Source organism: Pirellulaceae bacterium (assembly GCA_019636385.1).
GTDB lineage: Bacteria > Planctomycetota > Planctomycetia > Pirellulales > Pirellulaceae > Aureliella.
Genome location: JAHBXT010000002.1, coordinates 747,038 through 761,154, shown reverse-complemented (window position 1 = coordinate 761,154; position 14,117 = coordinate 747,038). Strand labels below are relative to the sequence as shown.

The 14,117-nt window shown below is 52.5% G+C and carries 7 protein-coding genes; all 7 read left to right on the top strand.

The genetic code is table 11. The features are described from left to right. Positions 1 to 20: 20 nt before the first annotated feature. On the top strand, positions 21 to 1,016 hold the full coding sequence (locus tag KF752_08525; protein MBX3421585.1) for a hypothetical protein: 996 nt from the start codon (positions 21 to 23) through the stop codon (positions 1,014 to 1,016). Positions 1,017 to 1,366: 350 nt separating this feature from the next. Next, entirely contained in the window at positions 1,367 to 3,340 is a 1,974-nt protein-coding gene (locus KF752_08520) for a hypothetical protein (GenBank protein MBX3421584.1), read from the top strand. Between the two features lie 67 nt (positions 3,341 to 3,407). Further along, positions 3,408 to 5,477 carry a hypothetical protein gene (locus tag KF752_08515; protein MBX3421583.1) on the top strand — a complete coding sequence of 690 codons (2,070 nt, stop codon included), beginning with the start codon at positions 3,408 to 3,410 and terminating at the stop codon, positions 5,475 to 5,477. Positions 5,478 to 5,610: 133 nt separating this feature from the next. Next, entirely contained in the window at positions 5,611 to 7,668 is a 2,058-nt protein-coding gene (locus tag KF752_08510) for a hypothetical protein (GenBank protein MBX3421582.1), read from the top strand. Positions 7,669 to 7,977: 309 nt separating this feature from the next. Further along, positions 7,978 to 9,933: a tetratricopeptide repeat protein gene (locus KF752_08505; GenBank protein MBX3421581.1), complete on the top strand. Its 1,956-nt coding sequence runs from the start codon at positions 7,978 to 7,980 to the stop codon at positions 9,931 to 9,933. A gap of 207 nt (positions 9,934 to 10,140) precedes the next feature. Beyond that, positions 10,141 to 11,931 (top strand): hypothetical protein, encoded by a 1,791-nt coding sequence (locus KF752_08500; protein ID MBX3421580.1) that lies wholly within the window; start codon positions 10,141 to 10,143, stop codon positions 11,929 to 11,931. Then, positions 11,928 to 13,940 (top strand): hypothetical protein, encoded by a 2,013-nt coding sequence (locus tag KF752_08495; GenBank protein MBX3421579.1) that lies wholly within the window; start codon positions 11,928 to 11,930, stop codon positions 13,938 to 13,940. The genes KF752_08500 and KF752_08495 overlap by 4 nt, the downstream gene beginning before the upstream one ends. Positions 13,941 to 14,117 lie beyond the last annotated feature (177 nt).

Sequence of the window (14,117 nt, the reverse complement as noted above, 5' to 3'; positions counted from 1 at the left end):
GCTAACGCCTGGCATTTATTGTGGCTTTGTCGATTCGTAGCTTCCGCAATACCGATTTACGCGGCCTCAGTGAGATATGGAACGCCCACTATGGTCAGTATTCGCAGCATTTGTTTGTTTCGGCCGAACAGTTTGAGCTGTTCGTCACCGCCAAGCCTTACTTTGAAGCTGGTCAATTGCTGCTTGCTTGCCTGCACGACCGGCCGCTTGGGTTCATTCACTTGACCTGTCCTGCCTGGATTTGGCAGTCCGGCGAAGTTCGTAAGCGACTGGATGTTGCTGCAATGTGTGTTCAAGATCATGCTGCGGCAGACGAAGTGGCTCAACTTCTACTGGATGCTGCAAAGAGTCGCTGTGTGGAGCAGCGAATTGAGCGCAGCATATTTCGTCCCGCCGTACCGGAAAGCGCCTTTTATCTGGGGCTGGGACCAGGCGATGGATTGGCAGGTACGCTTTCGTATGAGACGCGGCTCAATGGCTGGTTGGCCGATGCCGGATACCAGCCAATGCAACCTACCTCAGTTTGGGAATTGACGTTGGATGAATTTCGAGCGCCATCCGACCGGTTGCAGATGCAGGTTAGACGAGGCACCTGTGTCCAGCGGCAGTTAGATGAACCCAGGTTGCCGTGGTGGCTATCTTGCGTTTTGGGCCATGCCGAAGTGTCTTCGTTTCAACTGGCCGATCGTGCTACTGGTCGGACGGTACAGGAGCTGTTCATTTGGAGTCTAGCTTCAACTATCAGCGGGAATCGCCCGAAAGTTGCCTGGCTGTGGCCTCCTCCCCCTGAATCTTGGTTAGCTCAGACGGCTGGTGGTGGGTTTGCGGCTGCAGACCAGCATCTTTTCTTATTGGGCGAGACTTTCCGTGAGCTGAACAACGAGAAGTACGATCGTGTGCGGGTTGTTACATCTGCCTTAGACAATCAGCAGCACGCTATTTTACGGAGACTGGGATTTAAAGCGATTGAAGAAGGCATGGTCTTCGAGCTGCCGTTAAATCCGTTAGACGCGTAGAGCTTCCGCAAGCAGCAAGAGGCCTTGGCTTGCTGGCATAATCGTTGCTTTCCGTGTGATGGGCATTGGAAAGCTATTTTCGCTCCAGTTCCGGTTGAGCCGCTCGTACGGGGGGTGGCAGCGTTTCGCAGCGCGGAAATAATAGAGGAGATTCGATGAAGGTGGTTTGTGACCGCCTTCATCGCCTTTACCGTACTAATCTTTGTGGCCTGTCTTTCCGTTACTGGCGACTGCTCATGTCGAATCGTAGGACGCGTCTGCCGACTCTCGACCCCATCGGGTGGTTCTACAGAGTCAACGGATTTTGTCGTAAGTGGAGCAACCGCCTAGTTACTGGTCCACTGAAGCTCATGTTCGGCCTGTCGAGAATTGGTCGGCGACTTTCGCTAAAGATGGCGTTTGTGGGGGCGCTGTGGGATCAGTTCGTGATGGGAACGTTGCGATCCATAAATTTCTGGATAATTTCGATTCCTCGGCGCACGTTTCGCTCGTCTACATATGCGCGTTTAAGTAAGACGCGAGCCGCTCAAGCCTTCACTAAGGCAATGGGTTATGCCTATCGCAGCACGATGGTGGAGCCGATCCGATGGTTTATTCAAATCGCGGGAGCCGTCCACAGCTGGGCGAAGTCGCGGGCGTGGCTGCCGGCCATGGCTTGGTTACTTCCAACGATGGGTCTGCTGGCGTTCACTGTGGCTGTTTGGTCTGGCGACAGAATTGATCGAGTGCTGTTGATTCAACGCTATTTTGCAGTTAGTGAAGAAAGCTTCGACAATTTCGATGCCGCGCTGACCAGAATCAGCAATGGGGATCAAGACTCTCGCACGCCCGCAGCTGTGCTGGAGAAAAAGTCACCGGTGGCGAGTGCGGTTAGCGAGCAAAAAGAGACCGAAGCTCGCTTTCATGAGATGCTATTCCGGCGCATCTACTTGCTAGAACCCAGTGAGCGCGTTCGCTTGATAATTGGACATACATTGCTGCGTCGAGGTGCAATATCTGAAGCGCGTAGTATGCTGGGAAAAATTGCGCCAGACGATCGCATTGGTGATGTGCGAGCCCATTCGATGATAGCTGGTATCTACATGGAGCAATTGCGGACCAATCCAGATTCCCAACTGATCCCGCTGTTTCAGCATCATGCTCAAGCAGGTGCACTTTGGGAATCAGCGCCGATAGCTATCCTTGAGGCTTCAGGTGAGTTGTTGATGAAGGCTGGCCAAGTCGAGCGGGCGCTTAACATTTTTCAGATAGCCGCTCTGCGTGAACCTAGTCTGTACCGGCTATTTGCTAGCCGGGCGCAGGAAGCCGATCAACTTGCCTTGGCCAGTTTTGTTCGAACTATGGGTATTGATCATTTCAGAAAGCATCTAGCGAATCAACCCACCGATCATCAGGCGAAAATTCTATTGATCGAACTCTTGAGCATGGACCAGGAAGGAATAGAGCAGGCTGAGGAATTGTTAAAGGACTTTGCTCCACTTGCCAAACCAGGCACTGTCTACGCGCGCGCAGCGTCAGAAGTTTGTCGGATGCGATATAACTATTTTGGTAGGCATAACCCGGACCGCAAAGCGGGTCTGGCTATTTTGGACCGTGCAATGGGATTAGATCCCACCAATCCTCATGTGGCTCAAGAGATCGCTCAGGTAGTTCAAGATGATGCCAACAATCCAGCGGCATCGGAGGAGCAAAGCCTTGGGGCAATCATGAATAGGGTCTTGGCATCGGGTAAAGCTACTACCGGAACACATGCAATTCTGGCAGAGTACTACTGGAGTAATGACCAGCGAGATAAGGCGCTGATGCACCTGGAGCAGGTCTTTAGAATTGCGCCGACCGCTGTCAAGTATGCCAATATGTTAACTCTTGCATATGGAAGCATGGGGCGTTTGGATAACGCACGAGAGGTTGCCAACCATTCGTTATCTCTGCTTGAGCAGCGAAAATCGCTGCACGAGTCCTTTGTAGACGATTTAGCAGATTCGCTGGGCAAAGTCTATCAAAAGCAGGAAAACCTTCCTGATGCAATTCGCTTGTACAGCGTGACTTTACAACTCAATCCATTTCGTGGCCAGACTCGCCAGCGACTTGTAAAACTGTTGCGCGAGACTGGTGATCAGCAGAGGGCGACTGCCGAAGAGGATGCCGGGAAATTGTTGGAACAAGAAACGCAGCAAAATCAGCGGTTCAATACGTGGTTGTCTGAATTGACCCGCGTATCCACTCCCGCTACTTCCGCAGAGTCTCGCACGCCCCATTCGCCAGCGGTAAGTTCAGGCTATTCTAAGCCAGTATCGAGTGGTTCTCCGCCGGACGAGTCGTGACCGAAGTTTGTCGAATGCAGGTTAAGCTGAAGGCTCGTATTCAGTATTACAAGGTTTGACATTCAAGATGCCCAAGTCCGATCTTCTTGGTAGGCTATTCGCGTCAATCGGCTATTTGCAAACGTTGCGTCGAAAGCTGGCGGCACCCTTTCGTCGCGTTTTCAAACGGACAAGTGCTGGTGTTTTAACTTCGCGTCAACGGTTCGGCCGTAAGTTACCCAATCCGTTGGCTTGGCTGTTTCTGGTTGTCAGTTATCTGTTGGTAGCCATGGGCCAGCGTATTCAGCGGAAGCTGATATTTCTGCGACCGGTCGCCAAGTCAGGTATCTTCCCCATAGCGCAAAAACATTTGCTGGCGCTAGCTGGGCTACCCGCAGCCATGCGGAGGAATCCAGCGCTACGCAAAGCAGGAAAAAATCGCCTCGGACGCCGACTTTTGCGAACTATCTATCACATCTCACTATTGCAACCGGCAAAATGGCTGATTCAATGTGCGGGGGTGATGTTTGGGTGGGCTCGCACCAGGAAATGGAAGCGACTGCTTGTCGCTTCACTTCCAACCAGTTTATTGTTCGTGATGATTGCCACCGTTTGGGGCAGTGGAAAAATCGATCGCAATCAACTGGCCGAAATGTATTTTAAGTTAGGCCAAGAAGAAATCTCGGCGTGGGAACAGGGGTTGCTAGCCAGTGGCGATGTGTCGACCAAGAGGCCGCCGCATGTGGGCACTGGACAGGACGTGTTCGGGGTACCTAAGTTGCCTACAACGCTTTCCAGCTATGCCGAAATGTTGTTTCGTCGTATCGAGTTGCTAAAGCCAACCAGTGAAAATCGGATTATGATTGCTGCGTCGCTGCTGCAGCGCGGTGCTGTGGGCCAGAGCCAGCGAATGCTGCAGTCCATGGCTCCCGCACGACAAGTTGGCAATGCTAAGGCCCACGCCCTGATGGCCATGAGTCTGCTGACCGAGCTTCAGCGCGCGCGCGACATTGAACAGCTACCGGTGTTTATTCATCATGCAACCGCCGCCATGGCTTGGGAGAGTACTCCCATCGAAGTATGGCTGGCGGCTGCCGATCTGTGCTGGCGCGGCAAGGACATTGACCGCGCGCTTTTGTTTTACCGACAAGCCGCCGCGCGTTCCCCGGAGGTGTATCCCGTCTTGGTTCAGCGACTGGCTGCGGCCGGGTACGACGAGTTGTCCGATTCGGTTCGCAGGCAAGCCATTGAGTACTTTCAACAAGTCTTAATCAAGTTGCCGTCGGCCGAGAAGGCTCGTATTCAAATCGCACAGCTTTTGAGCAGCAGCGAAGCCGGACTTAATCAAGCTGAGGCCATACTAAAAGAAGGCCAATCGCTTCGACCTAGCCCAGCACTCACGCGTGCACTTTCGGAAGTTTATCGCATTCGCTTCCTCCTGGTGTCAGCTCGTGACAAGAATCCGTTAACTAGTTTTCGTTATCTGGATCGGGCAATGGTTGTGGACCCGACGAATCCGAGTGTAGCCGAGAGTATCGGCAATCTCATTCAAGTTCAACCTGATGCCGATGCAGAAGAGGCTACTCGCAGGTTGGACGATTTAGTGAGTGTGCTCAATCGCATTTTGGTAACTGGCGGTGCGACGACGGGAACTCACGCTATGTTAGCCACGCTTCATATGCACCAGGATCATGTGACTCAGGCAGTTCCGCACCTAGAGCAGGTCTATCAAGTGGCTCCAGCAGCAATTAAGAATGCGCAGCAATTAATGACCGCCTACGCCAAACTAGAGCGTTTTGAGGATGCTCTGAAAGTGGCTGAGAATTGCCGTGAGATTATCAGGCAGCGTGATCTCATGAATGAAAAACATGTCGATGAACTCCTGGAGACTCAGGCAATGGTCCTTCAGCGACTGAAACGCTACCCCGATGCCATTGGTTCCTACCAATTGGCGTTGGAAGCCAACCCTTCACGAGTGGAAACTAGAATTCTTCTAGCTAAGCTTTACAGAAGGCTGGGTGATGAACAGAATGCGCGCGCCCAGGAGGATGCGGTGGAGTTTCTCAGGGAGTCGTCGGAAGAATTGAAGACGGCTATGGAGTCTTCTGAATTGCTAACCGGTGCGCGCGAAAGCGATAACGCTAAACTTGACCGATAAATGCTCGAATTCTTGATGGACACAGACATCGCCGTGATGAACGCACTACCACGATCGAGCAAAGAATTCAGTCGCTGGGCGGATTGCCGCTCCGCTGTTGAAACTCACGCGGCCCTAGCGGATGGGAACCGTCGTGAGTTCCATTGACCCACTAGGCTGGTTCTATTGGTTCCTGAGTCGCATGCAACGACTCGGGGAATTACTGGCCAGGCCCTTTATGGCGGCCTACGAAATGCTGTTTGTAGGCGGCATGAAATTCGCTTCCGCATTCGTTTCCACTGCTCGTTTCGCGGCACGGATTCGCCAGGCGCTAGTTCTGCAGACGCTGCTCGCAAGCATCTTTGGCTTGTGGAATGTAATCGTCCAAGTATTACAGTTAGCCGGTAAGACGGGCGGTAGGTGGCTCGGGGCAATACACGTCCTGTATCAACATGTGCTGGATGTCCCCAAGAAACATTTTCAGCGAGCTTATCGGTCTCTGAATAAGTCAACTTGGTTCAAACTATTGCTAGGCGGTTGGAATCTATTTGCTCACTTCTTGGTCGTTGAGCCAGCTCGCTGGACCGTCCATATCGCGGAATTGAGTTACCGTTGGGCCAGGTCGCGAAAATGGCGCCAGATCCTGAAGCTGTCTATGCCGACATTTCTCTTGAGTGCGGTTAGTATGCTTGTTTGGTGGGGGAGTATCCTCGATCGTTCCATTCTGGCCAAGCGCTATTTGGATATTGGGACTGCAGAGGCAGTGGCTTCAACAACCGATACGCAAACTTCGGCGGTCCAGTTCAGCAAGTCCTTGACCAATTACGGTGAGCTGGCGTTTCGGCGTATCTGTCAAATATACCCGGGAGATTTTGGTCAAATCGTCGTTAGTGATGCTTTAATACGAAGCGGTGTGGTGGAGGATGCGCAGCGGATTCTATCGCGACTGGCTCCCCGCGATCGAATAGGCAACATCAGAGCACACGCGCTCCTGGCCATGCTTGAAATGAGTGGTCATACTCAAACGCCAGAATCACTTCGCGTTGCCGAGTTTCAACACCACGCGGAAATTGGCATTCGCTGGAGTGAGGCGCCGATATCTTTGCTGCTGACTTTGGCTGAGTTGTACTGGTCAAACCAGAGTTTTACCGCCGCATTGGAGTTATTGGAATACGCTGCGCTTCGCGAACCTAGCGTGTATTGTATGATTGTCCAGCGTGCGAAGTCGATCCATCAGCATGCAGAGGCCGAGAGAGTTCGCAAGAAAGGGGTTGCCGCCTTCAAGAAGCTGCTCGAGTCGCAACCAGCCAACGAATTCGTAGTTGCTCAGTTGGCTGAACTTTTGAGCCACAACGAACGCGAAATTGTTGAGGCGCAGAAGTTACTTGCAGACCGAGTTCGAGTGGCCGCCAGCCCAATTTTGACTCGCGCACTTTCGGATGTATATCTGGCAAAATTCACCGTGCGGATGAATCAAGGTGAAACGTTGCGTGCCGCCTTAAGGTACTTGGATGCCGCCTTAGCTGCTGACCCCAGTAGCTGGCGCGTAGCTGAAAAGTTTATGGAACTTGCACGTATCGGCCTTCAAACGCCTGCTGGTGATGTGCTTGAGTCAAATGACTTAACCGCCGACTTGAATGATATCCTGGCGGATGGCTACTCGGTACTTGGCGCGCACGCCTTGTTGGCCGAGCACCATCTGCTGCAAAACGAAATGCAACAGGTTCAAATGCATTTGGAACAGGTGGTGCAGCGTGTCGCGGGTGCTGCGCGTTACGCCAGTCTGTTAGCCAGGATGTATTTGGAATTACAGGATGCAGAAAGCGCGCGGCGGGTCGCCAACAATGCCCTGATAAAGCTGCAAAACCAACAAGCACTTGCTGAGCGGTATGTCGACGACCTCATGGATTCGTTAGGGATGGCCCACACTCAACTGGGAAATACAGCCGAGGCCGTCAACGCCTACGAGTTGGCGATCCGCACGAATCCAAATCGAGTTGAAACACGAACTCGATTAGCCGAACTATACCGCAGTCTGGGCAACCTGGAACGGGCGAATTCCCTGGAAATGGAGATCGATGCTATGAACCGGCAGGCGAATTCGGAGTCGGTGTTAGGCGATCAAACGCGTGGTATCGCAGCACCCTTCGGAGCATCATCGACACCGGCGAAAAGCAGCACGGGTCACTTCCCGCAACCGCCGTTTCAGTAGCATTTTCCATTGTGATTCCCCTACAGCGGGACGAGCGCCCCCAGCCGTCTCATGAATAGTCTCCAATTTTGCTATAAAGTTTCACTTGGCCGGCCTGGCGAACGAGACTCGCTAAAATCCGCACGATTGTAGTTACCGCCCCCCCAAGTTGTGGAGGGTGCGCTTATTTTGCCAATGTCAATCCAGAGACTGGGCGTCTAACCCAGGTCGGTAGATAATGGTCTAATCCTTTTTGACCTGCCGCGGGTTCAGCAGTGGACGGTTGCCGTCTGGCTCCCCAAGGCGTTTTTAGCGAGAACAGCATTCAATATGCGCCCTTTAGATCCGATTGGAGGATTGTTTGCGATCTTTGGCCGAATTCAGCATTGGGCCAAAAGGCTGGGTAATCGCGTCAGTCGCCTCCAACACTGGCTAATCTCGCTGGTATTCAAGCCGGCGGATCATGTGCTTCATAAGGTCAACTCCACGAAGCCCACAACCAATTCCACCGCCTTCAAGAAGTTGTACGGCTACTTCCTAGTGTTGGCCACGCTTCCCAAGCAGTTGATAGAGCGCCCCAGTTTCAAGAAGATTCGCCGCAGCAAGCTGGCTGTCGACATTGCACGTCACCTGTCAGTAATCTTTCACCTTTCGTTTGTGCATCCTGCCAGGTGGTTGGCCAACATCGCTGGTGCGTTATTAAGCTGGGTGGTATCACGCCGCTGGGGCCGTATCTTTCTTGCCGCTACTCCATCCGTACCTCTAATGCTGGTTGGTGGCCTGGTCTGGTGGGCGAGTACCTTTGACAATGCACGCCTCGCCTACCACTATCTAGATATGGGACGTGCTGAAATTGAGAGCTGGCAAAAGAAACTTGAGAAAAGTGCACAGCAGGTGGCGGCATCGACGGCTTCACCAAATGCGGACGGTGAGCTCACACAATTCGACGGCCAGATCGATTTGGTGGGCGGCCAGGCAACAGTATCCCGGTACTGTGAAATGCTGTTTCATCGCGCCCAGTTGTTGTATCCGCAGAAACATTGCCAGTTTATCGCCGGCATATCGCTGTACGAGCGCGGATTGACCGAACGCGCTAGAAAGCTGCTGCTTAAGATTGCCCCGAATGGCCGACATGGCGATCCCGATGCACATTCGGTGTTAGCGGTCATCTACTGGAATCAGTTTAATAAGACCAAAGATGCTCAGTTCCAGGCGCTATTTGAACATCATGCACAGGGAGCCTTATCTTCGACGTTTACACATCCTAACGTCTTGATGACGTTCTCTTCCTTGCTTTGGCAGCGCCAAGAATATGACCGTGCATTGCAGGTTCATCAGATTGCTGCCGAACGGTTTCCCAATCTAAATGTGGAATTGCAGCGACTAGCCACAATTGTCGGCGATTCACGATTGGCTGCCTCGGCCGGCCAGAAAGCCATGGAATACCTGCAAAAACAGATTTCCTATAGCCCTACGAATTCTCAGCTTCGAGTCCTGCTGGCGCAATCCATGACGAACACGGATCAAGGTATTCAGCAGGCTGAAGCTATACTGATTGAAGGAATGCACCTAAAACCGGACAAGGCATTGACTCGCGAACTGTCCAACATTCAGTGGGTAAAATTCATGAGGCATTTTGCAGCTTCGGAGGGTATATCCGTAGACATGAAACTCATAGACGCGGGACTGCGTTTGGATCCCTCCAATCCCAACTTGATTGACTTAATTGCAAAGATAGGTCAGATTGACGATAGCGAGAGCAACTCACTGATTGAAGAAATGAATCGTATCTTAGCCAGTGGCGAGGCTAATGTTGGCGCGCACGCCGTGCTTGCAGAATACAACACGTATCGCAATCGCCAGGCTCAAGCGAAAATGCATCTAGAGCAGGTCTATCAAAACATCCCCCACTCACCCAGGTACTCCAGCATGTTAGCGCGACTACATGCCAATTCGGGTAACTTGGATATTGCGCTGGAGACGCTTCAGACCTGCCTGAGCATCCTCGATCAAGCGGATGCGCTATCCGATCGTTACGGTGACGAACTGCTGGATACCTTGGGCGACATCTATCAACTGCGCGGCGAGACCAGCCAGGCAATGGCTGCCTATCGACGCTGCATTCAGATTTATCCCAACCATACGGAATCAAATCGCAAACTACACGAGTTGCTTGAAAAACACAGCTCAGACGACAAAAGTTCACATGAAGTGGCCAGCAAGGCCAATGTGTCGGTGACTGGAGGCGCAGCCACAAACCGCGTTAGTAACGCAGCGACCAATTAAGCATCATCAAGTTGAATATACAGACCGGCGTGGTTAGCACTAAAATATCGCCAACCTTGACGCGAGATTGAATTATTTTGCCGCAATTAAATTCTTACGGACTGAGTATGCATGTCGTCTATTGATCCTGTCAATTGGCTTGTGTCAGTGACTGGTTTAGTTGTCGACTGGTTGCTGTCGCGTCCCTGGCTGAGGATTTTGCGAGGGATGGCGCCCTTAATTTTGTTGATGGCCACGCTAGGCTTCATCTGGTATGGAGCTCAGCTGGACCATCGCGTTCTGTCCAACAAATACCTGCGTATGGCTGAGGCTGAGACGGTCAGCTGGCAGCGTAAGCTCAAGGCGACGCGGTCGACGACGGTACAGCCTCGCGGATTACTCAAGGATGACTTAACCGTCTTGAGCGACCAGGAGCGGCCAAACGACCATCGACAGTTCAGCCTTTCGCGTTACGGTGAAATGTTGTATCGACGAGCGGAACTGCTGCGTCCCAATAATGAGCATAAGCTCATGATTGGTGCAACCATGATCGAGCGCGGGGCCGTCACTGACGGTCGTCGGATGTTGCGCGGGATTGCGCCGGATTATCGCCGAGGAGATATGCGCGCTCATTCCGTTTTGGCCAGCAGTATCTTGGAGGAGTTGCGTGAGACTGACGATACTAGTATGGTCGACGAACTGCTGCACCATGCCGACATGGCGGCCGCCTGGCCGTCAGCACCAATAGATGTTTTAGTAGCCGCAAGTAACTTGCATTGGCAGCGCAAGAACCATGAGCGCTCGATCGAAGTCCTGCAATTGGCAAGCAAACGCGCCCCAGATCTCAACACTTTGTTGTACGAACGCGCCCAGGAGGCTGGGTATGGTCGTATCGCCGAAGAGGCGCGAGATGCTGGACTGCGCTACTTGAGTCAATTGCTGGCGCGAGACCCCTCGCGCGATACGGTTCGAGTGGCTATTGTCCGGCTGATAAACACCGATCGTGTGGAGGGTCTGGCACATGCCGAGCAATTGCTGCTGGATGGACTAGCATTAGGACCAAGCAAGTTGATCTCTCGGGCACTATCAGAAATATACCGAATTCGATTCACCCAGATTTGGGAAGAATCCAGGGGAATGAACGCCGACTTCAGTGTCCTGGACACGGCGTTTATGCTTGATCCCTCGAACCCTCTGGTTACCGGGCAGATCGAACGTTTGCGTGAGTATGACTTCCAGGATGGCTCAGCGCTACGAAAGGAGTTAGACCGCATCTTAGCACAGGGAGCCGCCGCAGTTGCCGTACACGCAGTGCTGGCTGAGCATGCGATCAAGGTGGGTGAGAACCAAAGCATACAATTGCATTTGGAGCAGGTTGTGCGGACGGCCCCTACCGCAATTAAGTACGCGCACTTGTTAGTGCAGCATTATCTGCAGAACAGTCAGGCCGACTTAGCCCTAGAAACTGCCCAGCGGTCGGTGGCCGCTCTGGAAAGTGAAGGCCTAATGGGTGAGCGTTACAGCTACGAGTTGCTGGAGTCGCTAGCGGATGTCCACAGCACGCTTGTGCGTTTTTCGGACGCCATAGATGTGTTGCTGCAGTGCGTAAAACTAGATCCATCGCGCAAGTCGGCGCGATACAAACTAGCACTTCTGTATCGCCAGACTGGCGATATTGCCGAAGCTGAGCACCAGGAGCGCGCCATCGCACGCATCGAACTGGCTGAATTAGAGTCCCAACGGGCAGCGGATGCAGAAGCGGCCCAAACGTTAACCCCGCCCAGTCAGATTGAATCGTCCCCAGAAACTGACCTCCAGATGCGTGCAGAGCCGGACATAGCTCCGGAGGAGACTTCGCCACTTCCAGCAGATGCATCGCAAACATCGGGCGGCCTATCGAGGTCGCTGGTCGACACGGAGCCATTGCAGTCCGAGGAAAGTCAATCGTCATCTGAAGCGCCGCTTCAGTCACCCGCAGGTTTGACCTCAGCTAGTTCTGATACCGTACAGTTACCATGAGACCATTTGATCCGATCGAAAATCTGTATGCTTTGCTAGACTTGTTGTTGAAGTTAGCGCGGGTGCTTTCCGCCCCGTTCGTCTTCATCTATCACACTATCGCCTCGTTTGTGTTTTCGATTTTCGATCGAAATCTTGAAAAGCTACAGAATCTACGTGGACGACGAGAGGACGAAGCTGGCGGTGGTCCATCCCGACTAACTGAGTTAACGGACACGGTCTTGGAAACGATTCGGCGACCGTTTCAGTCGATATTGAAGACCGATGTACGGCCCGACGATCAAACCGGCTTCTGGGGCACCATCGCCGACTATCTGTTTGTAGTGCTCAACGTATTAGTTGTAGAACCTGCGAAAGTTGCAGCTACTTTTGCAGGAGCTATCTACGCTTGGCTGCTGTCGCGTGATTGGCCGCGCATTGCATTGACTGGGATTCCTGGCGCCATCATGCTTTTGGCGGGGGTTTTGGTTTCCCGCGGTGGTCAAATTGAACGAAGCATTTTGTCGCGCAAGTACTTAACTTGGGCCACTGACGAACTTAATGTACGGAATAGGAAAATCACCCCTGCAATTAGCAAATCGGAGGGCACAAAATCTGAATTGCCTGTGTCGCAGTATCTCGCGAACTTTGAAAACTTTTCTGCGGAAGACGAGCAATTGCCGTATTACGGAAAAATGCTGTTGAATCGCGTGCGGGTCCTGGATCCTAGTTTGCGTAGTCAGTACTTGGTTGGCACGTATATGATCCAGCTAGGAGCATTCCGAGAGGGCCAGGATATCTTGAGGCAAATTGCCCCGGACAACGCCGAGGGGCATGTGGCTGCTCATGGTGTTCTGGCGGAAGTCTACCGCTATCGCATTCAAGGGCACAATGAGCTTGAGCTTTTGCCCGCATTTGAACATCACGCCCAGATGGCCATGAATTGGCCTGATGTTAGCTACAGCGTGTTGCAATTCTTGAGCGACTTGCGATGGCAGAGACAAGAATTTGAAGCAGCGCTTCGGCCGTTGGAGCAGGCGGTTAAGCGGTTTCCAGAGTTGAATAAACTGCTGGCGACCCGTGCTGCGCAGGCTGGTGATCTGCGTTTGGCCAACAAGTCACTACAAGCGATGATGATTCATTTGCGAGCCGTCTTGGCTGCAAACCCACAGAATGAAGTCGCACGAGTTGAGATTGCTGATCTACTTGCCAGGAACCCCAATGGATTGGAAGAAGCTGCGCAAATATTGAACGAAGGCTTTGAGTATGGACAGAGCGCCCTACTCAGCCGAGCTATCTCGGAGGTCTACCGTTTGCGCTACAAACATACGTTGGTTAGCTCGCAAAAAACGAACATCGACCTGAACATGCTGGATATTGCGCTGCAGGCCGATCCTACGAATGCCAAAGTGGCAGAAGAAATTCAAGCGTTCGCGGCTTCAGATCTTAGGCCAATTGCCGACCTGACGCGGGACCTATACAAAATTCTTATTTCCGGCGCGGCGACCGTTGGAACTCATGCGATATTGGCAGAATTGAATCTACGGCAAGACAATCTATCGCAAGCCATTATCCATCTTGAACAGGTATATGCACTTGCACCAACAGCGATTCGTTATGCTCACCTGTTTGCCTCGTCGCTTGCTGCTTTGGGCAGATTGGACGACGCCTTTTTGGTTGCTTCTGAAGCGGTCAAGCTCTTGGAGCGGTCGGCAATGCTCAAAGAACGATATGCGGATGATCTGTTGGACACCTTAGGGGACATCCAAGCGGCCAAGAAGGAACCGGCAGACGCCGTTGTATCCTACGAGCGTAGTCTGGAGTCCAGACCGAACCGGCTAGAAACTCGCCGTAAGTTGATCGCACTATATCAGGAGCAAGGCGATGTAGCAGCTTCAGAACGACATATCCAGCTATTGGCGGAAATGGAACGTGATGATGCCAAAGCTACCGATTCAACACCCCAAAATGCCGATGCAGCCGGTCAGGAACAATTGGGAGATCCAGCAGATGTCCAGGAAGCGGGCTAAGCTGTTGCCATGGATACTCCGGAGCTACTACAAACGTCAACGCCCGCATATAATGAAGTGTCTCTGTTACGAATGTGCCCGGAAGGCGAGGTTCTTGCATTCTCACGGCTGAAATCTGTGCGGCACCTTAGAATAATGATGTTTTGATCCACCATCTTTGATTGAGTTCACCCCGGC

Coding starts and splice junctions, on each gene's coding strand:
- KF752_08520 (MBX3421584.1), top strand. CDS start 1,367: ATGTTCGGCCTGTCGAGAATTGGTCGGCGACTTTCGCTAAAGATGGCG.
- KF752_08515 (MBX3421583.1), top strand. CDS start 3,408: ATGCCCAAGTCCGATCTTCTTGGTAGGCTATTCGCGTCAATCGGCTAT.
- KF752_08505 (MBX3421581.1), top strand. CDS start 7,978: ATGCGCCCTTTAGATCCGATTGGAGGATTGTTTGCGATCTTTGGCCGA.
- KF752_08500 (MBX3421580.1), top strand. CDS start 10,141: ATGGCGCCCTTAATTTTGTTGATGGCCACGCTAGGCTTCATCTGGTAT.
- KF752_08495 (MBX3421579.1), top strand. CDS start 11,928: ATGAGACCATTTGATCCGATCGAAAATCTGTATGCTTTGCTAGACTTG.